The 22,670-nt window shown below is 60.3% G+C and carries 20 protein-coding genes; 12 read left to right on the top strand and 8 right to left on the bottom strand.

The window, feature by feature from the left end:
- Positions 1-2 precede the first annotated feature (2 nt).
- Positions 3-356 (top strand): hypothetical protein, encoded by a 354-nt coding sequence (locus H8B14_RS08940; protein WP_187315295.1) that lies wholly within the window; start codon positions 3-5, stop codon positions 354-356.
- A gap of 93 nt (positions 357-449) precedes the next feature.
- Here the strand turns inward: H8B14_RS08940 and H8B14_RS08935 are convergent, their stop codons facing one another.
- The gene (locus H8B14_RS08935; RefSeq protein WP_187315294.1) at positions 450-1,997 is read right to left on the bottom strand and encodes a glycosyltransferase family 39 protein; all 1,548 of its coding nucleotides are present in this window, start codon (positions 1,995-1,997) and stop codon (positions 450-452) included.
- A gap of 43 nt (positions 1,998-2,040) precedes the next feature.
- Entirely contained in the window at positions 2,041-2,286 is a 246-nt protein-coding gene (locus H8B14_RS08930) for a hypothetical protein (protein WP_187315293.1), read from the bottom strand.
- A gap of 231 nt (positions 2,287-2,517) precedes the next feature.
- On the opposite strand from H8B14_RS08930, the gene H8B14_RS08925 reads away from it, so the two are divergent.
- Entirely contained in the window at positions 2,518-3,864 is a 1,347-nt protein-coding gene (locus H8B14_RS08925) for a YfcC family protein (protein WP_187315292.1), read from the top strand.
- Positions 3,865-3,871: 7 nt separating this feature from the next.
- On the opposite strand, the gene H8B14_RS08920 is transcribed toward H8B14_RS08925, so the two are convergent.
- Positions 3,872-5,350 carry a 2OG-Fe(II) oxygenase gene (locus H8B14_RS08920; RefSeq protein ID WP_187315291.1) on the bottom strand — a complete coding sequence of 493 codons (1,479 nt, stop codon included), beginning with the start codon at positions 5,348-5,350 and terminating at the stop codon, positions 3,872-3,874.
- Between the two features lie 65 nt (positions 5,351-5,415).
- A complete protein-coding gene (locus H8B14_RS08915; protein WP_187315290.1) occupies positions 5,416-5,826 on the bottom strand; it encodes a DUF6960 family protein in 411 nt (136 codons plus the stop codon).
- Positions 5,827-6,190: 364 nt separating this feature from the next.
- Here H8B14_RS08915 and H8B14_RS08910 point away from each other — a divergent pair, with 364 nt between their 5' ends.
- The 8 genes from H8B14_RS08910 (at position 6,191) to trpS (ending at position 15,009) form a co-directional block, all read left to right on the top strand.
- Positions 6,191-8,014, top strand: a complete 1,824-nt coding sequence (locus H8B14_RS08910) for an alpha-amylase family glycosyl hydrolase (RefSeq protein WP_261989954.1) — start codon at positions 6,191-6,193, stop codon at positions 8,012-8,014.
- A 153-nt stretch (positions 8,015-8,167) separates the two neighbouring features.
- Positions 8,168-10,006, top strand: a complete 1,839-nt coding sequence (locus H8B14_RS08905; protein ID WP_187315289.1) for a glycosyltransferase — start codon at positions 8,168-8,170, stop codon at positions 10,004-10,006.
- 23 nt (positions 10,007-10,029) lie between these two features.
- Positions 10,030-10,857, top strand: a complete 828-nt coding sequence (locus H8B14_RS08900) for a DUF4198 domain-containing protein (protein WP_187315288.1) — start codon at positions 10,030-10,032, stop codon at positions 10,855-10,857.
- A 102-nt stretch (positions 10,858-10,959) separates the two neighbouring features.
- Positions 10,960-11,334, top strand: a complete 375-nt coding sequence (locus tag H8B14_RS08895; protein ID WP_044002696.1) for an STAS domain-containing protein — start codon at positions 10,960-10,962, stop codon at positions 11,332-11,334.
- A gap of 136 nt (positions 11,335-11,470) precedes the next feature.
- Positions 11,471-12,382 (top strand): ribonuclease Z, encoded by a 912-nt coding sequence (locus H8B14_RS08890; protein WP_187315287.1) that lies wholly within the window; start codon positions 11,471-11,473, stop codon positions 12,380-12,382.
- A gap of 144 nt (positions 12,383-12,526) precedes the next feature.
- Positions 12,527-13,264: a queuosine precursor transporter gene (locus H8B14_RS08885; RefSeq protein WP_187315286.1), complete on the top strand. Its 738-nt coding sequence runs from the start codon at positions 12,527-12,529 to the stop codon at positions 13,262-13,264.
- 34 nt (positions 13,265-13,298) lie between these two features.
- Positions 13,299-14,024, top strand: coding sequence for a hypothetical protein (locus H8B14_RS08880; RefSeq protein ID WP_187315285.1), 726 nt, complete (start codon positions 13,299-13,301; stop codon positions 14,022-14,024).
- Between the two features lie 7 nt (positions 14,025-14,031).
- Positions 14,032-15,009: a tryptophan--tRNA ligase gene (gene trpS / locus H8B14_RS08875; protein WP_187315284.1), complete on the top strand. Its 978-nt coding sequence runs from the start codon at positions 14,032-14,034 to the stop codon at positions 15,007-15,009.
- A 182-nt stretch (positions 15,010-15,191) separates the two neighbouring features.
- Here the strand turns inward: trpS and H8B14_RS08870 are convergent, their stop codons facing one another.
- The 3 genes from H8B14_RS08870 to H8B14_RS08860 form a co-directional block, all read right to left on the bottom strand.
- The gene (locus H8B14_RS08870) at positions 15,192-16,013 is read right to left on the bottom strand and encodes a hypothetical protein (RefSeq protein ID WP_261989953.1); all 822 of its coding nucleotides are present in this window, start codon (positions 16,011-16,013) and stop codon (positions 15,192-15,194) included.
- Positions 16,014-16,181: 168 nt separating this feature from the next.
- Complete coding sequence (locus H8B14_RS08865; protein ID WP_261989952.1) at positions 16,182-17,345, bottom strand: CaiB/BaiF CoA transferase family protein; 1,164 nt, start codon at positions 17,343-17,345, stop codon at positions 16,182-16,184.
- Between the two features lie 251 nt (positions 17,346-17,596).
- Positions 17,597-18,328 carry a class I SAM-dependent methyltransferase gene (locus H8B14_RS08860; RefSeq protein ID WP_187315283.1) on the bottom strand — a complete coding sequence of 244 codons (732 nt, stop codon included), beginning with the start codon at positions 18,326-18,328 and terminating at the stop codon, positions 17,597-17,599.
- 338 nt (positions 18,329-18,666) lie between these two features.
- Here H8B14_RS08860 and H8B14_RS08855 point away from each other — a divergent pair, with 338 nt between their 5' ends.
- Positions 18,667-19,689, top strand: a complete 1,023-nt coding sequence (locus H8B14_RS08855; RefSeq protein WP_187315282.1) for a Gfo/Idh/MocA family protein — start codon at positions 18,667-18,669, stop codon at positions 19,687-19,689.
- Positions 19,690-19,964: 275 nt separating this feature from the next.
- Positions 19,965-21,653, top strand: a complete 1,689-nt coding sequence (locus tag H8B14_RS08850) for a DEAD/DEAH box helicase (protein WP_261989980.1) — start codon at positions 19,965-19,967, stop codon at positions 21,651-21,653.
- 82 nt (positions 21,654-21,735) lie between these two features.
- Here the strand turns inward: H8B14_RS08850 and H8B14_RS08845 are convergent, their stop codons facing one another.
- On the bottom strand, positions 21,736-22,656 hold the full coding sequence (locus H8B14_RS08845; RefSeq protein WP_261989951.1) for an NAD(P)/FAD-dependent oxidoreductase: 921 nt from the start codon (positions 22,654-22,656) through the stop codon (positions 21,736-21,738).
- Positions 22,657-22,670: the final 14 nt, after the last annotated feature.

Below are 22,670 nucleotides of genomic sequence, written 5' to 3'. Positions count from 1 at the left end.
CAATGGACATAACCAATCTCGATTTTCAGCAGGCCCGCATCAAGCAGGTGCTGTTCAAGTCGCGCCTGCGCTCCGTGCTCTACGGAGTGCGGGAGGCGGATGACGCCCTGTTTTCGATGCGCGAAAACCCGCTGGGCGAGTGGCTGAATGCCATTGTCAAGCCCCGCTATGGCACTTATCCTGAGGTACGGGAAATCGAGCGGGTGCTGCAGCAAATGCTGACGACCGGCCAGTCGTTGGTGCGGCAATACCAGCGCGGCCAGTTGGAAGAGTCACGCACCGGCCTGGAGCAGATTGATGGCTACGCCGAGCAGATTGTGGGGCTGCTGCAAAAGATGGAGCGGGCTGCTGCTTAGTTTATTGTCAATTGTTAGTGGCTGCTTGTTAGTGCACTTTTATTCTGACAACGAACGATCAGCTATTAACAATCAACCATTAATAATTAGCAACTATTTTAAGCCGTCTTCCCAAGGCGTAAGCGCGGCTTGGTGCTCGGCATATATCCGGCGCACCAGAGACGTATCGGGGCGTGTGACCAGAAACAGGCGCGTTCCCCGTTCCCGCGCAAACGGGTTCGTAACCTCCCCTATCAGCCGAATAGACTGGCAGTGTGCCGCCACACCTTCGGGCTCGTCGTCCTCTATCAGCAGCAAATGGGGCCAGGGCTGCGCGGGCCGCGCCGGAAACCAGTACAGGTAGGAACCATTGAAACTGTGGGCGGGAGGCAGTTGGCGGTGGCGGTTGAAGTAATTGATGGCGCCCGCCTGGCCGTAGTTGTCGCACTTGATAAGGGTATGCGCGCGCGTAGCAGCGGGCAAATTCTGGTAGGCTTGCCACACCTGATCGGCCAGTTCCTGCCAGCCCAGCATGTCAGCGTAGTCCTGGGGCAGTACGTGCTCCACACCGTCTTCCCAGCGGGTGAGGCCCAGGCCCTGATAGTTCTGGCCAATCAGGCGCATGTAGGCGGGCGGATAAAGCGTAAACATAAAAGGCAGCAGTGGCAGCATCGTCAGGACAGGCAGGGCGAGCAGGGCCGGCCGCCACACCCGCGGATGCCAGCGGCGGGCCACCCATTGCTCCAGCCACACCGCCCCAAACGGCAGCAATATGGGGTAGTAGCCCAGGCTGTAGTAGCTTTTGCCATGCAGCATGGTCAGAATTAGTAGCCCCACCACCCACAGCCAGCCCACCACCCGAAACCGCCGAAACTGCCGGGCCAGCAGCAGCGCCAGCAGCCCCGCGCCCCACACCCACACCACCGGAAAGCACATCAGCAGTTGGTCTTTCCAGAAGTCAGTGGCGGCCACATGCACCAGTTGCGAGTCGTGGAGCAAGGCCATGTGGTGCCGGAACGGAACGCCGTGCAGCGCCTGCCACCCCAGATTCGGCAACCACAGCACTAGTGCCAGCGCGGCCGCGCCCCACAGGTGGCGGCTGGCCAGCACACTTCGCTGGGGCGTAAGCAGCAGGGCCATGCCCAGCGCCGCCACGTAAAACAGCGTAGTGTATTTGTTGAGCATTGACAGTCCCAAAGAGGCGCCCAGTGCGTAGAGGTAGCCGGGGCGGTGGGTTTGCAGGTGCCGCACCAGTGCGTAGCTGGCCGCCGTGAAAGCCAGCACCTCAAACGAGTTGGGCTGAAACAGAAAGTTGAGCCGGGCATACGCCGCCACCATATAGCCGAGGCCAGCCAGCACTACCGCCCAGACGCCGCCACCCAGCTTCAGCACCAGCCGCGCCAGCAGCAGCACCGTGAGGCTGCCCCACAGAAGCGGCCAGAATTTCACCCAGAACCAACTCCCGCCCAGCGCCAGCGTCAGCCAGCTCTGCAGAGCCATCAGCGGCGGCACTTCCAGGTAGCCCCAGGCCAGATGCTGGCCGTAGTTCAGGTACAGGTACTCGTCGCGGTGCAGCTCGTAGGCGCGGCTGGCCAGCACGTAGCCCGACACGAACTTGAGCAACGCCAGCAGCAGCGGCAGGAAACGGCGGTAGGGTTTCATGCCTCAATATAGCGGGCTGCGGATATGCAGTTCCTAATTACTGCTATAATGGCTGCGGCAGCCGGATGTGGCGCAGGTACTCGCTCAGGCCGGCGGGATGCTGAAACAGGTGAATAAACAGGATGTGGTCTTCGCCTTGCACGCGCCACTCTTCGGCGTAGAAGTCGCCGAGGGCGTGCAGGTGCAGCACAAAGCTGTCTTCGCGCCGCTCGGCCAGAAAGTGGCCGTGCTGCCGGAGCAGGTCGGCCTGCTGGCCCATCGGGAGCTTTTTGAAGACGCGTAGATGCATTGGGTAACACAGCAAACCCGAAGATACGAAGATGGGGAGATGAGGTGACAGATAAAGAAAGAACGTCATTCCGAGTGAAGCGAGGAGTCTTGCGCGCTGACGTTGCAGTAGTATTACTGCTCAGGCATCAGCACGCGAGATTCCTCGCAGGCTCGGAATGACGTTCTTTCTTTATTACCTCATTACTCCATCACTTCGACACTTCATCACCTACCATCTTACCTTCGCGGCATGAAAACGATACGCTTTCCGCATCCGCTGGTGCTTTTGGTGGGGTTTATTCTGCTAGCCTGCCTGCTGAGCTACGTGCTGCCCGCCGGTGTGTTCAGCCGCCACCCCGATGCCGCCACCGGCCGCGACGTGGTGGTGGCCGGCTCCTACCACCGCGTGCCCGCCACGCCCGTCAGCCCGCTGCAGGCCATCGTGGACATTCCGAAAGGCATGGTGGATGCAGCGTCGGTCATTTTTCTGGTGTTTCTGGCCGGCGGCGCCTTCACGGTAGTGGACCAGACCGGTGCCCTGCGCAGTGGCGTCGACTGGCTGCTGCGGCGGTTTCAGGGGCGCGAGGCCGTCGTGATTCCCATTATTTCGGTGCTGTTTGCCACCATGGGCGCCCTGGAAAATATGCAGGAGGAAATAGTGCCGCTGGTTCCGGTGTTGCTAATTCTGATGCGGCGCATTGGCTACCCGGCCCTCACGGCGACAGCGGTCAGCATCGGTTCGGCGGCAGTAGGCGCGGCCTTCAGCCCCCTAAATCCGTTTCAGGTGGGTATTGCCCAGAAGCTGGCGCAGCTACCGCTGCTTTCGGGCGGCGGGTTCCGGCTGGCGTTTCTGGTGCTGGCTCTAGCCATCTGGATTGCAGGCACCGTGCGCTACGCCCTGCGCCACCGCGTAGCACCCGAAACCAGCGCCGCCGCCGACCCGGCCGCGCTGGCCGAAGGCCGCAACCACGGCCTTGTATTGCTGCTGCTGTTCGCGGCCTTTGCCTTCTTCGCCTATGGCGTACTCAAGCTTGGCTGGGATTTCGAGCAGATGGCGGCCTTATTTTTTGGGCTGGGCGTGGTAGCGGGTCTTGTGGGCGGCCTCGGCCTCACGGGCACGGCCGAAGGCTTCCTGGCTGGCTTCCGCGACATTGCCTTTTCGGCGCTGCTTATCGGATTTGCCCGCGCCATTTTCGTGGTGCTGGAGCAGGGCCAGGTCGTCGATACCATCGTCAATGCGCTGTCGGCGCCGCTGGCCGGGCTGCCCGTGATGCTGTCGGCGCTGGGTATGATGGGGGTGCACACGGCACTGCATCTGCCCGTGCCCAGCGTGAGCGGCCAAGCCGTGCTTACCATGCCGCTGCTCGTGCCCCTCTCCGACCTCATCGGTCTCTCGCGCCAGGTGACTGTGCTAGCTTACCAGTACGGCGCCGGCCTCTGCGAGCTGATTACGCCCACCAACGGTGCCCTTATGGCCATTGTGGCAGCCTGCGGCGTGCGGTTTGATGAGTGGTGGAAGTTCGTGCTGCCGCTCTACCTGATTCTGTTTGCGCTAGGTGCCGTGGCCGTGATGGTGGGCATTGCGGTAGGCCTGTAGCGGCGGCTCAAATGGGCCAGCATTTCAATTTCCCATCATAAGAAGCACTAATCAGCTCCTGCCTTTCCGGAAGCAGCGCTACGCTTTGCACAAAATCCTGGTGCTGATGCTGTTCCTGGAATGTGTCCAGGTTCCAGATACGCACAAAATTGTCTTCGCCCCCGCTGGCTAGGCGGTGGTCGTCCAGCAAAACCAACGTGCGCACGATGCCAGTATGTGCCGGCACGGTACGCAGCAGGTTGCAATGCTGCAGATCGGGCGAAACCTGACGCACCTGAATAGTGCCATCGAAATGGCCGCTGATCAGGCTCCTGCTACGGGCATCGAACAGCAGGACGTGGGCCGGCGCCAACCCAATGCACAGGATGGTGGACTCCTGTGCATCTGCCACGTTCCAGATCCGGAGCGTACCGTCTTCGGAGCTGGAAATCAGTCGCCCACCCGCGAGCGGTAGCACAGCCCACACCCAGTCGGAGTGACCACGCAACGTGTTTAGCAGCTTGCCAGTGGCGGTGCTGACGCAAATCAGCCCATCAGCCCCACCACTCACGAAGCTTTCATCGGAAAGCCGTGCCAGGCAGAGGACGGTGGCCGCATGGGGGCGCAACACACCTATCTGGCTGAACTGCCCGGCCTGCTGCTCCCACACCCGGATAGTGGCGTCGCGGGAGCCAGAAAGCAGGGTAATAGAATTAAGCTGTGCCAGGCACAGAACTGAGTTTTGATGGCCGACGAGTTGTTGCACACAATCGCCTTCCAGGTTCCATATCTTGAGCACTTTATCACGCCCGCCACTTACCAAGTGCGCCCCACCGAATGGCAGCACCTGCCAGATGTATCCCAGATGCCCAGCCGCAAATGCCCCAGACGTGGGTGAAGCTACGGCTTCCGTTTCGTAAAGAATATCACTGCGTAGCACAAATTTCTCGCCCGCTTCCAGCTGTTCGCCTTCGTGCCACAGCGTGTGGTCGAAGACAATCAGGTCACCCTGGGCGGGCTGATATTCCGCCCAGATGGCCGGATCGTCTTTGCTGCGATAGAATAACGTCCGGCCGCCCTCGAAATCAGTCGCGTCGTTTAGGTATATCATAAACGTAAGCCGTGACTGCACGGTAGCCGAACGAAAGTGGACTCCATCAAGGTGCCGGTGGAAATACTGCCCAGCAGTGTAGCCGCAGAACCGTAAGCGGCTATTCAGTTCGCGCAGGTGCCAGGGTGCCAGGCTATCCGTGTCCGAGGGCAGGACTTTGGGCAATACCGGCTCTATGGCAGCAAATAGGCGCGCCGCCAGAGCCGGGTTGTCTACTACCAGTCGGTCGTTGTTGCGGTAGTAAGTTGGATAGTGCGTGCGAGCCGTTTGAAATCCCTCGTGTGCGAAGTCAGCTAGCAGCGCCTGACACTCGGTGGCCGTGAAAGCCCCCGGCACTACAAAGCAAATCAGTGGACTGTCGGGTAGCAGATGCCGGCACTCGAATGACGATTTCATAGCAGTAGCGGCGACATACGCGTGGAAACAACGACTGGCACTAACTTATGGTTTGTGCCAGTTGGCTAATCCGGCCGCAGCTCGTCGGCGCGGAAGATGCGGGGCAGCTTGCGCTTGCGCTCCACAATCTGGTAGCTGGCGGTGTCCGTTTGCTCGTCCCAGAACACGTCGCTCACCACGCCGAAGTGGCGGAAGCGGCCGGGCTCGGGCTGCACTTCCTCCACGGCGTCGCCGAAGCTGAAGGCCGGCCGGCGCAGGTGCAGCTCCCGAAATAGCTCGGGCCGCACCAGAAACTGCTGCTCGTCGTAGCGCAGCGTAATCCACTCGCCGTCTTCATCTTCACTGATTTTCTCGAATAGCTTGCCTACCGGCTCCAGCCACTCAAACGAGCGGCGGTTGGCGGGATGAATATAGCGGAAGCCAAAGTCGGGCGTCCAGGGGTATAGGCCGTAGATGACAGGTTTGGGTCGGGGCATACGAGCAGAAATAGTCGGGCGAAGGTCTAGCAAAAAAACCAGATCCAGCGCCAAAAGTTGTCCGCACATCCCCCTTTTGCTAGCTATCCGGTGGCGCCCGGCCACCCAGGCCCCGGCTTTTCGGTCGCGGGTACCTGGGGGCATCCTGCAGTCCGGCGGGTTGCCCCCAGCAGCGCGCCACACATTAATGGGCGTGTTTTGCAGCTCTGGGAAGCAGGCTTTTCAGCGAGCTAGAACTGGCGACTTCCGGCAGTCTAGCTGCTTGCTGTCAAGTATTTACAACTCACAATATAACCCCACGCCTGTTTATGGAGTTTAACCCCCGCACTCTCTCCTGTCAGTGCTGATTTCTTTATTGCTTACCATGCCTACTGTTTCTTCTCTGCCTACCACTGCCCCCACGCTGCAAGTCGGTATGGGCGCGCTTCCGCACGACCACGGCACCACCTTTCGCGTCTGGGCTCCGGCCGCTACTGCCGTTTCGGTGGTGGGTCCTTTCAACAACTGGGATGCCGCCACGCACCCATTGCAGCATGAAGCCGACGGCTATTGGGCGGCCGATTTCCCGGATCTGCCCAGCGGTACCGAATACAAATTTCACCTTTCTACCCCCGCCGGTGAGCTGCTCAAGAACGACCCCTACGCCCGGGAAGTCACGCACTCGGCCGGCAACTCCATCGTGCCCAACCACAGCTTCGACTGGGAAGACGACCAATTCCAGATGCCGGCCTGGAACTCGCTGGTTATCTATGAGCTGCACGTGGGCACGTTCAACGTGAAAAATCCTGAGCAGCCCGGCACCTTTCTCGATGTGGTGGAAAAGCTGGAGTACCTGCGCGAGTTGGGCATCAACGCCATTGAAATAATGCCGCCTACCGAATTTCCGGGTGGCCGCAGCTGGGGCTACAACCCCTCACACCCATTTGCGCTGGAAACCGACTATGGCGGGCCGCAGGCCTTCAAAGAGCTGGTGAAACAGGCGCACCGCCACGGCATTGCCGTGATTCTGGACGTGGTGTACAACCACTTCGGGCCCGGCGACCTGGACTTGTGGCAGTTTGATGGCTGGCACGAAAACGACGGCGGCGGCATCTACTTCTACAACGACTGGCGCGCCGAAACGCCTTGGGGCCACAACCGCCCCGACTACGGCCGCGACGCCGTGCGGGCTTACATCCGCGACAATGCCCTAATGTGGCTGGAAGACTACCGCGTAGATGGCCTGCGCTGCGACTCCATCTCGCACGTCCGCAACGTAGACGGCTCCTCCGACCCTGCCCGCGACCTGCCCGATGGCTGGAACCTAATGAAGTGGATCAACGAGGAAGTGCAGCAGCACATGCCCTGGAAAATCATGATTGCCGAAGATCTGCAGGGCAACGAGTACATCACGCGCCGCCCCGAAGACGGCGGCCAGGGCTTCTCCAGCCAATGGGATGCGGCTTTTGTCAACATCATCCGCGACGCGCTGGTGACGCCGGAAGATGCTGACCGCAACATGCACCAGGTAGCCGAAACCTTGACAGGCGTGTACAACGGCGACGCTTTCCAGCGCATCATTTACACCGAAAGCCACGACGAGGTGGCCAATGGCAAGAAACGGGTAACAGAGGAAATCATGCCCGGCAGCGCCCACACCTGGTTTCCGAAAAAGCGGGCTACGCTCGGTGCGGCGCTGGTGTTCACGGCCCCCGGCATCCCAATGATGTTTCAGGGCCAGGAAATGCTGGCCGATGGCTACTTCTCCGACGACCTGCCGCTGCAGTGGGAGCACGCCGAGCAGCACGCCGGCCTCGTGCACCTCTACCGCGACCTGATCAAGCTGCGCCGCAACCTGGATGGCCGCACCCGCGGCCTGCTGGGGCAATACACCGAAGTGCACCACCTCAACAACGACGACAAAACACTGGCCTTTATCCGCCGCGACCAGTCGGGGCCCGGCGACACCACCGTGGTGCTCTGCAACTTCGCCGACCGTTCGCACGACAACTACACAATCGGGCTGCCCCGCGGCGGCCACTGGCGCGTACGCTTCAACTCCGACTGGGCCGGCTACGATGAAGAGTTTGGCAACTTCGAGAGCCTCGATACGCTGGCTGAGCCGGGTATTTATGATGACCAACCTTTCCACGCCTCGTTTGGGTTGGGCCCCTACTCGGTGCTGATTATTTCGCAGGAGCCCGCGTAAGGGCAGGACTACTGCCATATACATGGGAGGTTCGCAACCAGGCATAAGCCTGCGGCGGGCCTCCCGTTATTTTTTCCGGGTTTCCAGGCTGTTGGGCGGCGGAAACTCCGTGCCTTCCTATATCTTGCCCGCCCGCACCCAATCCTGCCTATTATGCAAGTTCCTGCCACTGCTCCCGCCCCCCTCGCTCCCGATGCCCTGCTGGTAGAAGTGGCCTGGGAAGTCTGCAACCAGGTAGGCGGCATCTATACCGTCATTCGCAGCAAGGTACCCGCCACCGTGCAGGGCTGGGACGACCGGTACTGCCTGCTGGGTCCCTACTTCGCGCAGCAGGCCCAGAGCGAGTTTGAGCCCTACGACGACTACCAGCTTTCCACGCTCAGCGACCCATTTGCCGGGGCCGTGCGTGAAATGCGCAAGCTCGGCTACGATGTGCACCTGGGCGTGTGGCTGGTCACGGGCCGGCCGCGGGTGGTGCTCATCAACCCTTACCAGGCCTACCCGCAGCTCGGCCAGATCAAGAGCGACCTGTGGCATCATCACGGCATCCCAACGCCCGACCACGACGATTTGCTGCATCAAGTGGAAGCCTTCGGCCACCTAGCCAAAATTTATTTGCAGGTCTTGGCTGCCGAAGTAGTGCCGCCGCAGCGTATTGTGGCCCACTTCCACGAGTGGATGACGGGCGTGGCCATTCCGGCCCTACGCCGCGAGCAGACGCCGCTGCACATCGTGTTTACCACGCACGCCACGCTGCTGGGCCGCTACTTGGCCATGAACGACCCCAACTTCTACGAGCACCTGATGCTGGTAGACTGGGAAGCCGAGGCGCGGCGCTTCAACATCGAAACGGCCGTGCGCATCGAGCGGGCCGCTGCCCACGGCAGCCACGTTTTCACGACGGTGAGCGAGCTGACGGTGCGCGAGTGCATCTACCTGCTGGACCGGATTCCGGACGCGGTGCTGCCCAACGGCCTCAACATCGAGCGGTTTGTGGCCCTGCATGAGTTTCAGAACCTGCACCAGCAGTACAAAGCCAAGATTCACGAATTCGTGATGGCGCACTTCTTCCAGAGCTACTCGTTTGATCTGGATAAGACGCTGTACCTGTTCACGAGTGGCCGCTACGAGTACCACAACAAAGGCTTCGACCTGACGCTGGAAGCACTGGCCCGCCTCAACTACCGCCTGCAGCAAAGCGGACTGGAAGGCAACATCGTGATGTTCTTTATCACCAAGCGGCCGTTCCACAGCATCAACCCGCAAGTACTGCAGAGCCGCGCTATTCTGGACGAGGTGCAGGAAACCTGTGAGGCCATTGAGCGGCAGGTGGGCGAGCGGCTGTTCTACGCCGCCGCCGGCAGCACCGACCACCGCCTGCCCGACCTCGACGCCCTCGTGGACGACTACTGGAAGCTGCGCTACCGCCGCACGCTGCAAAGCTGGAAAACCACCAACCTGCCCCCGGTTATCACCCACAACCTCGTGGATGACGCCAACGACGACATCCTCAACTTCGTGCGCCGCGCCAACCTCGTCAATAACCAGCACGACCGGGTGAAAATCGTGTATCATCCCGATTTCGTGTCGCCCACGTCGCCGCTGTTTGGCATGGAATACGGACAGTTTGTGCGGGGCTGCCACCTGGGCGTTTTCCCGAGCTACTACGAGCCCTGGGGCTACACCCCGCTGGAGTGCGTGGCGCGCGGTGTACCGGCCGTCACGAGCGACCTGTCGGGCTTCGGCGACTACGTGATGCAGCACGTGCCGCAGCACGAAGACAAAGGCATTTTTGTGGTGCAGCGCCAAGAAAAAAGCTTTGACGAGTCGGCGGAGGAGCTCACCGAGATGATGTGGCAATTTGTGCTGCTCAACCGCCGCGAGCGAATCATGCAGCGCAACAACGTGGAAAGCAACGCCGAAATCTTCGACTGGAAAAACCTGCGCGTGTACTACGACCGAGCCTACACGCTGGCCCTGGAGCGGGAGTAGTTGGGTGCTGGCTTAAGTTGCTGATGAAATTATTTTTACCGCTGGCCGGCCTGCTGCTGGCGGCCACCACTGCCTCTCTTGCGCACGAATTCTGGCTGCAGCCTACGCCGTTTTTTGTGGCGCCGGGCACCCGCCTTACTTTGCGCGTATTGGTGGGCGGAAACTTCTCGGGCGAGCGGTGGGCCGGCAAGAGTAGCCGCGTCACGCGCCTCACGCACTTCGCCCCCATCGGCCCCCAGGAATTGCTGGCTGCTGCCACCACCGCCGACACGCTGCACGCCGCCGTGACCTTTCGGGAACCGGGCACCCACCTGGTGGCGCTGTCCACCACCAACGCCTTTGTTACGCTGGCTGCCAGTCAGTTCAACACTTACCTCAAAGAGGAAGGCCTCGATTATATTTTGCTGGAGCGGCAAAGGCGCGGCAGCCTCAATCAGCCCGGCCGCGAAGCGTACCGCCGGTGTGCTACCACGCTGGTGCAGGCCGGCCCCGTGTCCGGGCTGGACACTGCCCGCGCCTGGAGCCGCCCAACTGGTCTGCCCCTGGAACTGGTGCCTGAGCAGAATCCTTACGCGCTTAAACCCGGAGCTTCACTTACAGTGCGGGTGCTGGCCAAAGGCCAGCCGCAGCCTGGCCGGCTGGTACAACTATGGCAGCGCAGTCCTGGCCAGCCGGTACGCATAAGCAAGCTGTATAGCAACCAAAACGGCCGTGTGCTGTTTCGCTTAACCGGGGCCGGCCACTACATGATCAGCACTGTTCACATGGCCCCTGCCACGCTGCCTGAGGCCGATTGGCAGAGTACATGGGCGAGTCTCACTTTTGGACTTCGTCCTGCCACAGGGCGCTGATTCATGTTTTTTTGAGAAATTGTTCAACCGACGAGCAGACTTCCAACAAATCTTTTTTTTATTACCTTCGCAACTCTCTTAAAACTCCGAACCACCGACGGTATGAAGTACTCAATTGATAAAAAGGAAACGTACACGATAATTACGATTGACGAGAAGAAGCTGGACACTACCGTAGCTCCCGATCTGAAATCGGAATTCGTGAAGCTGAATGCCGAAGGAATCAATAACCTGATTCTGGACCTCAGCAACGTAAAGTACACCGACTCATCGGGGTTGAGCTCTATTCTGATTGCCAATCGCCTTTGCAATTCCACCGGCGGCCTACTCGTGCTTACCGGCCTGCAAGACCACGTAATGAAGCTTATCACGATCAGCAAGCTCGAATCGGTATTGCATATTCTGCCTACCGTGGAAGAAGGTATCGACCGAATTTTTCTGCACGCCATTGAGCGCGACCTGACCAGCAAAGAATAGCGTTTTTTCGGTTGTCAGTTGTTGGTTGTCAGTTGTCAGACTTAGTGTAGCTGGCACCTGACAACCAATTTGCATTTCATATCCTACCTCTGGAAGCGAGGCTCTGACAACACTCAACTGACAACAACCAACTCTCTTGGAGTTTGAGCTGAAAATTCTGGGTAGTGCTTCGGCCACCCCCTTTCTCGACCGCCACCACACGGCGCAGGTCCTGACGGTGGGCAACAGCCAGTACCTCATCGACTGTGGCGAAGGCACGCAGCGCCGCCTGATGGAGCATAAGATCCGGCACCAGCGCATCCGTACCGTCTTTATCAGCCACCTGCACGGCGACCATTTCTTTGGGCTGTTTGGGCTGCTGGGCACTATGCATCTTAACGGCCGCACTGAGCCGCTGCAGGTGTTCGGGCCGGCCGGCCTCGATGAAGTGCTGACTATGCAGTTCCGGCATTCCTACACACAGCTTAGCTTCGAACTCGACTTCGTGGCCGTTGATACCACGCAGCACGCCCAGATTTTTGAGGACAAACACCTGACCGTGCATACACTGCCTATGCGGCACCGGATTCCGTGCTGCGGTTACCTGTTTCGGGAAAAGCCCAAACGCCGCCATCTGGTGAAAGAACTGCTCCCGCCCGGCCTCACGCCGGCGCAGTTCAATGCCCTCACGCTGGGAGAGGACCTGCTGGACGACAATGGCCAGTTGCTGGTAGCCAACGCCAGCGTCACGACGGCGCCGCACCCCAGCCGCAGCTATGCCTTTTGCTCCGACACACTGTACACAGAAAGTCTGGCGGAGCTGGTTCGCGGCGTAGATCTGCTTTATCACGAGGCTACCTTCCTGCACGATATGCGGGAGCGGGCCGCTACCACGCACCACTCTACGGCCCGGCAGGCGGGCCTGCTGGCGCGGCGGGCCCAGGCGCAGCGCCTGCTTATCGGACACTTTTCCAGCCGCTACCCCAACCTGGAGCCCTTATTGGCTGAAGCCAAGGAGGTGTTCGAGTGGACCGAGTTGGCCGTGGAAGGCCTGACGGTGTCGGTATGAATTAGAAATTAAGAATTATGGGTTAAAAACTGGCCGCAAGGACTAGCGGGCAGTTTTCGACCAAGTTTTGGGTGCTGCCGCTAGCACCAAGACAGGCGTCACGCCCAATTCTTACTTGACAATTCCTCATTTTTAATTGAAACAATGTCCCATAAGAAACAGCAGCTCTACCTTGTCCTTAGCGGCATTTTCATCGTCAATGCGCTGCTGGCCGAAATTATCGGGGTGAAGATATTCTCGGCCGAGGCGCTGCTAGGCCTGCCCGGCAACCTCACGGCCGGCGTGCTTATTTGGCCCGTCGTGTTCGTCACGACGGACATCATCAACGAGTATTTTGGCAAGGCCGGCGTACTGCGCGTGAGCTACCTCACGGTGGCGCTCATCCTGTTTGCCTTCGTCGTGATTTATGCCACCACTAAGCTGCCGCCGGCTGCCTTCTGGCTTGACGTGAACAAGACCGACGCCGAAGGCCGTCCTTTCAACATCGACTTCGCCTACCAGAGCATTTTCCGGCAGGGCTTGGGCATCATTGTGGGCTCCATCACGGCATTTGGCATTGGGCAGATGCTGGATGCCACGGTATTTCAGGCGCTGCGCCGAGCCACCCGGGGCCGCTACGTATGGCTGCGGGCCACGGGCTCCACGCTCGTCTCGCAGCTCGTCGATTCGTTTGTGGTGCTGTATGTGGCCTTCTACGTGTTTGGCAACTGGACGCTGGACCAGGTGCTGAGCGTGGCTAACACCAATTACTGGTATAAATTCGCGGCCGCCATTCTGCTTACGCCCGTGCTCTACCTCGGCCACTTCCTCATCGACCGGTACCTCGGCGACGAAGCTACGCGGGAGCTGCAGCAGGAAGCCGCGGCTGATGCAGCAGTGTAATTGCAAGCAGTATTCCTATTTGAGCCTTACTTATATGATCCTAATTCGCACGCTACTTTTAACCATTGTATTTCTACTAGCCAACCGTTTATCTTACTCGCAACCTGGCTTCAGCAAAGGCAGCTGCGTACTGCGGAATGGCCAACAGTTGCATGGTAACTTCAACCTACGCACGGCTACTGCTCAATCACCGGCTATCTTGGTCTATTACGACGGACAAGCAGAACAGGAGTTCGAACCTACCCAAGTCAGACATCTTAGCTTAGGTCGTCGCTCCTATATTATTGGGGGCAATTTTGTAGCGCCAGACGATAAGGACGGTATTCCCGTTGACCACGACTTTGTAGAGGTAATTGATACAACAGGCGGAGTGCAGTTATTTCGCTATGAATACGTAGGCTACTCAAGCAGTAGCAGAGCCAGCTATTCCATGCCAATGGGTAATGGCCCAGGCAACATGATGTACGGTGGCGGTGGAGATGGCTACCGCCGAACTGATATTCTGCTGCTTCGTGCTGGAACAGGTCAGCCACTTGTGCCATATATGCCTGGCTCGCGGGATAGTATAGGCAGCTCCGAAGAAGGAAACGCTAGTCTCCAAGAAAAGCCAGTTTCTACTGCTGTGGGAGCTACTACGGCTTTCTTTGTTAATGATCCTGAATTGCAAAAACGAATTGAATCCGGCAAGCTCTCAGAAGCTCGACTGGAGGCGGCAGTACGTGCGTACAACGCTGGTGTAAGACTTCAACCAAAGAACTAAGTATTTCATGTCCCGCATTCTCACCGGCATTCAGAGCACCGGCCGCCCGCATTTGGGCAACCTGCTAGGCGCCATTCTTCCGGCTATCGAGCTGTCGAGAAACACGGCCAACGAGTCGTTGTACTTTATTGCCGACCTGCACTCGCTGACCACTGTGCGCGACGCCGAAACGCTGCGCCAGAACACCTACGCTGTAGCGGCCGCGTGGCTGGCCTGCGGCTTCGATACCGAGCGTAACCTGTTCTACCGCCAGTCGGATGTGCCGCAGGTAACCGAATTAACCTGGTACCTGAGCTGCTTTGCGCCCTACCCGATGCTGGCCAATGCCCACTCGTTCAAGGATAAGAGCGACCGGCTTTCCGACGTGAATGCGGGTTTGTTCACGTACCCAGTGCTGATGGCGGCCGATATTCTGCTGTATGATGCCGATGTGGTGCCGGTGGGCAAAGACCAGATTCAGCATCTGGAAATCACACGCGACATTGCCTCGGCCTTCAATAACCGCTACGGCGAAACCTTCGTGCTGCCCCAGGCCCGCGTAGACGAGCAGCTGATGACCATTCCCGGACTTGATGGGCAGAAGATGAGCAAAAGCTACGGCAACATCATCGACATCTTCCAGGACGATAAAACGCTGCTCAAGACCGTGCGCAGCATTGTGTCGGACAGCACGCCGCTGGAGGCGCCCAAGAACCCGGACACCGACACCACGTTCAAGCTGTTCTCCTTGCTGGCCACGCCCGAGCAGACCGCCGAGATGCGCCAGAACTACCTGAACGGCAACTACGGCTACGGTCACGCCAAAACGGCCCTGTTCGAGCTGATTCGGGAACGGTTTGCCACCGAGCGGGAGCAGTTCAATTTTTACAGTGCCAACCTGCCTGAAGTAGACCGCAAGCTGGCCGAAGGCGCCGCCAAAGCCCAGGCTTACGGCTCCGAAGTTCTCAATAAAGTGCGTGAGAAAGTGGGGTACCTGAGAAGGTAGCTGGCTCATTGCGAGCAAAGCGAAACGCTCCTTTCTCCACTAAGCGCGACACAATCCCTTACAGAGAAGCCCTCTGGTGTTAGGCTGGTAGCCTAACACCAGAGGGCTTCTCTGTAAGGGCCATGTGCAGCAAACCAAGGATTCATTACATCGTCCTGCGTCCTTGTAATGGCAAACAAGTGCTAATACGGCAGCCCGTCGATGGTGCGGCTCTGTTCGTTGGAGAAGCTGAAACCTACTTTGCTGCCGCGGCTTACCTGCTGGTTTTCCAGCTTCTGCTTCACCGATATTTTCTGGATATCGTTGAGCGGCGGCGCAATCAGGTCGTTATTGACGGCGGCCACCATAGCGCTTTCCACGAACAGCTTGAGGCCGTCGGCCGTCACCTGGTTGTCCGACATATCGTTGTCGGGCAGTTCCAGTTGCTGCACGCCTTCCAGGAAATAGTGATTGTCGATGTTGATGAGCAAACGGCCGACCAGGTAGCCGGGGTCGTTGAGGCGCTGGTACTTGATGCTGTCAGCCATGAAGTTGTAGGCCATGATGTGCCCGAAAAAGCGCCGCCGGAAGTCCTCCTCTACATACTTGGTGGTCATCGGGCCATAGTCGTCGGGGAAGGTGACGATGTTGGAGTGCATCACAAATACCAGCAGGTCGCCGGAAAAGCGGATATGAAACTCCATTTCGTTGACGGGTCGATACTCGATAATCACCGTGGAATCAACGGGCGTAATGCGGCGGCTTAGCTCCACCACCAGTTCCTGCGACACCTGCCGCAGCAGGGCAAACGTGGCCAGCGTATTGCGGTAGATGGCCTGTTTGGCCGACGACTTTTGCCGTAAACCATCAAAGATCAGGTCGAGGCGGTCGGCAGGAACGGCGCCGGGCGCACCGGGGGCGTGGGTGGCGGTATTGTCGGAGTTGGGCGTGCCGGAATTAGGATTGTTTTCAGCAGCTGAATGAGCCGTGGACTTGGCGGGCTTGGTGGGCTTGATAGTATCCATGGAGAGACGGGAACAGAACGAGTTGCAACAAGGCGTAGCAGGAAGAAATACCGCTACTGAAGCAGTTGTGGGTGGTAGTATCTACGCAAGGTAACAGGCGGTAAGTTTTAGCGTTGTCTGGTAACCACCACGCCCAAGGCTGGCAACCACTTTCAATTGCGGTAATCTTCAAGCAGCCGACCAGACAGTATAAGTTTGTGTGCCAGCCAGTGGCGGTGGGGCGCTTAACGCGGCTACCACCGGCCACGCGTTGCTGCGGAACGCCACTGTGCGCATACCGGCGTGCGGGAAACCGGGAGCCGGCGGCAGCAGCATCGTTTGGGCCAGTGGATGCGTCAGGGCCTCGCCCACCGTGCGCACCGCCCCGGCTGGCACGGCCAGTTGCTCCAACTGGGTTAGCAGTTCCCGGCCCGGCACTTCGGCAATGCGCTGGGCCAGTAACTCCTCCAGCGCGGCGCGGTGCGCTACCCGATCAGCGTTGCGGCGGAAACGCGCATCCTGTGCCCATTCCGCCCGCGCCAGCACGGCACACAGCTGACTAAACTGGCGGTCAGAGCCCACAGCCAGCAGCAGGCGCGTGCCATCCTGGGCCGTGTACACAGTACCGTAGGGCACAATGCTGGGGTGGCCCGAGCCCAGCGGCTGCGGCTCCCGGCCCGTGACAAGGCAGGTGGCGGCCTGGTTGGCCAGCGAGGCCAGGGCGCTATTGAGCAGGCTCACTTCCACCAGCGCGCCCTGGCCGGTTCGCTCGCGGCGGTATAGGGCCGCGAGCAGGCCTTCCTTGAGTTGGTGGGCAGTGAGCAAATCGATGAGAGCCACGGGCATTTTCTGGGGCGGCTGGCCGGGGCCGGGGGCGTTGAGGTGCATGAAACCGGTTTCGGCCTGTAGCACAGCGTCGTAGCCGGCGCGGGTTTCCGTGGGGCCGTAGCCGGTGATGTGTCCGTAAATCAGGCGCGGGTTCAGGGCCGCCAGCGTGGGGTAGTCGGCGCGGAGCTTTTCGGCGTCGCCGGGCTTGTAGCTGGTCAGCACGATGTCGGCGGTGGCGGCTAGCTGGTGCAGGGCGGTTTGGCCAGCGGGCGTGGTCAGGTCCAGCGTCTGGCTGCGCTTGCCCCAGTTGGCGCTGCTGAAATAGGCCGTAACGGTGGTAGCAGGGTCTTCGGCGGGAGTGCGCCAGGTGCGCGTCACGTCGCCGGCCGGGGGCTCCAGCTTCAGCACCTCGGCCCCCAACTCGGCCAGAAACTGACCTACCTGCGGTCCGGCTAGCACCGAGGCCAGTTCCAGCACGCGCAACCCGGCCAGCGGTAGGGTATCGTGAAATGCGGATTCAATCATCGGCGCAAGAAACGCAAAGCCCCCGAATCAGGCGTTATTCCCTTGTTTCCATAGGACGCCTGAATTTCATCCGACGCTATATACTGGAAACAGGACGCCGGGCAAAAGCCAGGCGAAGTCCTATCTCAAACAAGCGACACCGAGTGACAATCATACGGCATTCCGCATCAGGTTTACGCGCACACGAAGCGGTAGAGATGCTTCGACAAGCTCAGCATGACGTTCCAGTGAATTCCCAGACCCGCCCGGATTTACCGCCGCCCGGCCCGAGCAAACACCGGAAACACCACCTCTCGCTCGCCCGGCCCCCAGAGTCGCATCACCTCTTCCGCTAGCAGCAGCACCGGGTCGTGACCATGCTGTTGCTGGTACTTCACTACGCTCGACCACGTGCGCAGGTAGTTCAAAAACCACTCCGCCGACCACTGCCGCCGCACCTCGAAACGGGCTTGCTGCACGGCGGTAAACGGGAACGGCAGACGGGCGTACTCGTCGGTAATGTGCCAGCGGTTAGCGTCCCAGTAGGGCCGCATGGTGTCGTCGTGAAACTGCTGCACCAGCGGGTCCAGCCCGGGGCTGATGCGCAGCAGGCCGTAGCCCCACTCAGCCACTACCCCGCCGGGCTGCAGCACGCGGCGAACCTCGGCGTTAAAGGCGGCCATATCAAACCAGTGCACAGCCTGCGCCACCGTCACCAGATCAAAGCTAGCGGCGGCAAACGGCGTGTGCTCGGCCGGGGCTTGCTGGTAGGTGATGTTGGGCTGCCGGGCGGCCTGGGCCAGCTGCGCTGCGCTGATGTCGGTGGCCTCTACCTGCCCGAAATGCCCGGCCAGCACGGCGGCCACCTGCCCATTGCCGGTGGCGCAGTCCCAGGCGCGGGCGCGGCCCGGCACCTGCGGCAGCAGCCAGTCGTAGAGCGTCGCCGGGTAGTCGATGCGGTAGCGGGCGTAGAGGTCGGCCTGGGCAGAGAATCGGTCAAGCATGGATGGATGGATGGATTGTAGCTAAACAGAACGTCATTCCGAGCTTGCGAGGAATCTCGCGTGCTGATGTTGCAGGGACACCTAACCCAAATTGCGAAGAATGTAGAACGATTGGCTTGGGCTCCGGACCGGAGCTTTCTCCGTAACGTGGGTTAGCTATACGGTTAGAACGAAGCGGGAGAGATGCTTCGGCTGCGCTCAGCATGACCGTTGCCATTGCAACATCAATACGCGAGATTCCTCGCAAGCTCGGAATGACGTTCTTGAAACGACGTTCCCAGAATACCGTTCTTGACAACCCGCTGTAACGCTTGCTTCCCCAATAACAAAAAACGCTCATGTCCTCTCCCATCCAAACCGGCTTGCTGGCCTACGGCATGTCGGGCCGCATTTTTCACGCGCCGTTTCTGAGCACGCACCCAGGCTTTATGCTGCGGGCCGTGGTGGAGCGCAGCCGCAAACAGATGGCCCAGCAATACCCCACCGTCATCAGCCACGACAGCGTGGCCGAACTGCTGGCCGACCCGCAGCTGGAGCTGGTGGTGGTGAACACGCCTAACGATACCCATTTTGCCCTCGCGAAACAGGCATTACAGGCCGGCAAGCACGTGCTCATCGAGAAGCCCGTGGCAACCACCGTAGCCGAGCTAAACGAACTGCTGGCCCTGGCTGCCGCTCAAAACCGGCACGTGCTGGCCTACCAGAACCGCCGCTGGGACTCCGACTTTCAGCTGGTGCGCCAGGTGGTGGAAGGCGGCCAGCTGGGCCAGCTCACGGAAGTGCATTTCCGCTTCGATAGGTATAAGGCCGCTCTCAACGCCAAAACATTCAAGGAAGACCCGGCCGTGGCGGGCAGCGGCCTGAGCTTCGACCTGGGCCCACACGTACTGGATCAGGCCCTGAGCTTGTTCGGGCAACCCGAGCGCGCCCATGTCACGCGCGCCAGCCACCGCCCCGGCTCCCGCGTTGATGACTACTTCCATTTGCATCTGCAGTACCCGCAGGGCCTGAACGTATTTGTGGCCGGCAGTCTGCTCACGGCCGCGCCGGTACCGGCCTACGTGCTGCACGGCACCCGCGGCTCATTCCAGAAAAGCCGCGCCGACGTGCAGGAAACCCAGCTCGACCAGGGCCTGCTGCCCACTGAAGCCGCCTACGGCCACGAGCCCGCCGGAGCAGAGGGCACGCTCACGCTAGTCCCTGAGCCGGGCCGGTTCACCACTTCCACTCTGCCCGCGCCCGCCGGCAATTATGTCGGCCTGTTCGACGCCGTGCACCAGACCATCCGCCACGGCCAGCCCTTCCCGGTGCGCCCTGAGCAGCTGCGCTGGCAGCTGGAAGTACTGGCGGGTAAAAACTAAAAAGAACGTCATTCCTCGCTCCGCTTGGAATGACGTTCTTGAAATGATGTTCGGGTTGAGGTGACGTTCTGCCGGCGCGGGGACGCGAACTGCAAAGTTCGCGCTACTGCCGATCCGACCTCAACCGCACACAAATCCCGTTATCTTTGTTTCAATCCAACCCAGCGGTTTGCTGACCGAGACGCAAGGTCAGCCCTCTATCATCTTAAAGAAGCTGTACCTTGACGTTTCACGAGTTTAACCTGCACGATGACCTGCTCGCGGGCATCGATGCCATGAATTACCAGAATGCCACGCCCATTCAGGAGCAGGCCATTCCCCGCATTCTGGAAGGCAAGGACCTGATTGCCTGCGCCCAAACTGGCACCGGCAAAACCGCCGCCTACCTGCTGCCGCTACTCGACAAGATTTCGCACGCCAAGCACGGCACCACCTCCACACTGGTGCTGGTACCCACCCGCGAGCTGGCCACCCAGATTGACGAGCAGGTCACCGGCTTCGGCTACTTTGTGGAAGCCAGCTCCATTGCCATCTATGGCGGGGGCAAAAGTGAAGGCTGGGAGCAGCAGAAGCGCGCCCTCACTTCCGGTGCCGACATCATCATTGCCACGCCCGGCCGCCTGATTGCGCACATGCAGATGGGCTACGTGAAGTTCGAGGACCTGAAATATCTGGTGCTGGACGAGGCCGATAAGATGATGGACATGGGTTTCTCCGATGACATCCTCAACATTGTGCGGCAGCTGCCCAAGGAGCGCCAGACGCTGCTGTTCTCGGCCACCATGCCCAGCAAAATCCGCGACTTTTCGCAGCAGCTGCTCAAGAGCCCCGAGGAAATTCGCCTGGCCGTATCCAAGCCCGCCGCCGGCATCGACCAGCAGTTCTATATGGCCTTCGACCGCCAGAAGATCTACCTGCTTGAGCATATCATCAAAACCCAGGATGTGCAGAGCATGGTGCTGTTTACCAGCCAGAAAGCGGCCGTGGGCGGGATTGTGCGGGCCATCAACAAGCTGGGCATCGAGGCCCGGGGCATCAGCTCCGACCGCACCCAGGAGGAGCGCGAGGAAATCATGCGCGCCTTCAAAAACAAGCAGTTCCCTATCCTCGTTGCCACCGACGTGCTGAGCCGGGGCATTGATATTGACTCGCTGAGCCACGTGGTGAACTACGACATCCCGCGCGCCGCCGAGGACTACGTGCACCGCATCGGGCGCACGGCCCGCGCCGCCACCAAAGGCACGGCTATCACCTTCATTGCCGACCAGGACCAGGACCGCGTGCTCAAAATCGAGAAATTGATTGAGCGCGAAGTAGAAAAGCAAACCATTACCGAAGGCCTCGGCCTGGGCGAAGCGCCCGAGTTCGACCCCAAACGGTTCAGCGGCCTGCGCGGCAAAGTAGGCGGCCGGCCCGAGCGCGGCCCCCGCAACGGCGGCGCCGGCGGTTCTGGCGGCGGTGGCCGCGACCGAGGCCCACGCCCCGAAGGTGGCAACGGCGGCCGTAGCGGTGGAGGCCGCGACGGAACCCGTCCCAACCGCGGCGACGGCAAACCCGACGCCGACCAACTGGCCCGCATTGCCAAAGCCCAAGCAGCCTTGGCCGCCCTCGACGCCGGCCAGGCCCCATCCCAGCCCTACCAGCGCCCACCCCGCGAAGACCGGCCAGATGGTGGCGAAAGCCGCCCCCGCCGCGAGCCGCGTGCCCCGCGCCCGGAAGGCGAAGCCCGCCCCCCTCGTGAGCCCCGCGCTCCTCGCCCCGAAGGGGAGGCCCGGCCGCACCGCGAACCGCGGGCTCCCCGTGCGGAAGGCGAAGCCGCTACCGAACCCCGTGCCAATAACGACCAGGCAGAAGGCCAGCGCCGCCGCAAGCGGGGTGGCCGCAACCGCTCCGGCCGGGGCCCTCGGCCCGAAGGCGACACTACAGCACCGCAGGCTACCGCGCCAGCGCCAGCCGCAGAGTAAAACTTTCCGCTACCACAACACTGCGCCCCGATTACGCGAGTAGTCGGGGCGCAGTGCGTCAGGACGGTTTTAGCGGGGGCGCCTATACTTCAGCGTAAATACCTTCTCCTATCAGCTCCCGATTCAGCCAGGCACCGGCTTTGGCACCTTGGGCTACGGCGGCTGCTACTTGCCGCATGGGCGTGGTGGCGTCGCCGGCTGCGTAGAGGTTAGTAACGCCGGTTTCGCCGAATTCTGTGACCTGAATGTGGCCGGTTGCCGTGAGGGTGCAGCCCAGTTGCTGAGCCAGAGTACCGGGAAGTCGGGTGGAAAAACGAGCAAATACCGCGTCCAGCGGATGCAACTGCTCATCCGCTGTGCGCAGAGCGGTTAGGTAGCCGGCCGCGTGGGCAACACTCACTACTGGCGTTTCGACCACTGGCACCTCGTGCGCTTTCAGCAGCGCCTGTTGCTCGGGCGTGAAGATGGCGGGGCCGTTGGTGAAAACAGTCAGCTGCCGACTCCAGTTGCGAATCAACGCCACCAACTCCGCTGCCACGTCACCGTTGGCCAGCAACCCCAATTGCTGCCCCCGCACCTCGTAGCCGTGGCAATACGGGCAGTGTAGCACCGAAATCCCCCAGCATTCGGCCAGCCCCGGAATCGGCAGCAACTCGTCTACTACACCGGTAGCCAGCAGCAGCTTCCGCGTTTTCACGTTTGCACCGCCGGCCATTTGCACCTCAAAACCCACCGCCTCAGTTCTAGCCGCGACTACTGTGTCAGTCTGGAAAGCCACCGTGGGATACCGGGCCACCTGCTCCCGGGCCACGGCCGCCAGTTGGGCCGGAGCAGCGCCATCCTGCGTCAGAAAGCTGTGCGAATGGGGTGTCTGGCGGTTGGCGGGCTGCTGATTATCAATTACCAATACCCGGCGCATAGAACGGCCCAACAGCAAAGCCGCACTTAGTCCGGCGTAGCTCCCTCCTACTATCACTACATCATACATTTCCATCAGCTTCATTTTTACTAAAATGC

This window comes from Hymenobacter puniceus, from assembly GCF_014333525.1.
In the GTDB taxonomy this organism is placed as follows: domain Bacteria; phylum Bacteroidota; class Bacteroidia; order Cytophagales; family Hymenobacteraceae; genus Hymenobacter.
Note: the sequence above shows the minus strand (reverse complement) of the source record. Positions and strands in the feature narration are given on the sequence as shown.

What these genes read in the sequence shown, in the direction of transcription:
- H8B14_RS08940 (WP_187315295.1), top strand. Translation starts at nt 3, where the DNA reads ATGGACATAACCAATCTCGATTTTCAGCAGGCCCGCATCAAGCAGGTG.
- H8B14_RS08935 (WP_187315294.1), bottom strand. Translation starts at nt 1,997, where the DNA reads ATGAAACCCTACCGCCGTTTCCTGCCGCTGCTGCTGGCGTTGCTCAAG.
- H8B14_RS08930 (WP_187315293.1), bottom strand. Translation starts at nt 2,286, where the DNA reads ATGCATCTACGCGTCTTCAAAAAGCTCCCGATGGGCCAGCAGGCCGAC.
- H8B14_RS08925 (WP_187315292.1), top strand. Translation starts at nt 2,518, where the DNA reads ATGAAAACGATACGCTTTCCGCATCCGCTGGTGCTTTTGGTGGGGTTT.
- H8B14_RS08920 (WP_187315291.1), bottom strand. Translation starts at nt 5,350, where the DNA reads ATGAAATCGTCATTCGAGTGCCGGCATCTGCTACCCGACAGTCCACTG.
- H8B14_RS08915 (WP_187315290.1), bottom strand. Translation starts at nt 5,826, where the DNA reads ATGCCCCGACCCAAACCTGTCATCTACGGCCTATACCCCTGGACGCCC.
- H8B14_RS08910 (WP_261989954.1), top strand. Translation starts at nt 6,191, where the DNA reads ATGCCTACTGTTTCTTCTCTGCCTACCACTGCCCCCACGCTGCAAGTC.
- H8B14_RS08905 (WP_187315289.1), top strand. Translation starts at nt 8,168, where the DNA reads ATGCAAGTTCCTGCCACTGCTCCCGCCCCCCTCGCTCCCGATGCCCTG.
- H8B14_RS08900 (WP_187315288.1), top strand. Translation starts at nt 10,030, where the DNA reads ATGAAATTATTTTTACCGCTGGCCGGCCTGCTGCTGGCGGCCACCACT.
- H8B14_RS08895 (WP_044002696.1), top strand. Translation starts at nt 10,960, where the DNA reads ATGAAGTACTCAATTGATAAAAAGGAAACGTACACGATAATTACGATT.
- H8B14_RS08885 (WP_187315286.1), top strand. Translation starts at nt 12,527, where the DNA reads ATGTCCCATAAGAAACAGCAGCTCTACCTTGTCCTTAGCGGCATTTTC.
- H8B14_RS08880 (WP_187315285.1), top strand. Translation starts at nt 13,299, where the DNA reads ATGATCCTAATTCGCACGCTACTTTTAACCATTGTATTTCTACTAGCC.
- trpS (WP_187315284.1), top strand. Translation starts at nt 14,032, where the DNA reads ATGTCCCGCATTCTCACCGGCATTCAGAGCACCGGCCGCCCGCATTTG.
- H8B14_RS08870 (WP_261989953.1), bottom strand. Translation starts at nt 16,013, where the DNA reads ATGGATACTATCAAGCCCACCAAGCCCGCCAAGTCCACGGCTCATTCA.
- H8B14_RS08865 (WP_261989952.1), bottom strand. Translation starts at nt 17,345, where the DNA reads ATGATTGAATCCGCATTTCACGATACCCTACCGCTGGCCGGGTTGCGC.
- H8B14_RS08860 (WP_187315283.1), bottom strand. Translation starts at nt 18,328, where the DNA reads ATGCTTGACCGATTCTCTGCCCAGGCCGACCTCTACGCCCGCTACCGC.
- H8B14_RS08855 (WP_187315282.1), top strand. Translation starts at nt 18,667, where the DNA reads ATGTCCTCTCCCATCCAAACCGGCTTGCTGGCCTACGGCATGTCGGGC.
- H8B14_RS08850 (WP_261989980.1), top strand. Translation starts at nt 19,965, where the DNA reads ATGAATTACCAGAATGCCACGCCCATTCAGGAGCAGGCCATTCCCCGC.
- H8B14_RS08845 (WP_261989951.1), bottom strand. Translation starts at nt 22,656, where the DNA reads ATGAAGCTGATGGAAATGTATGATGTAGTGATAGTAGGAGGGAGCTAC.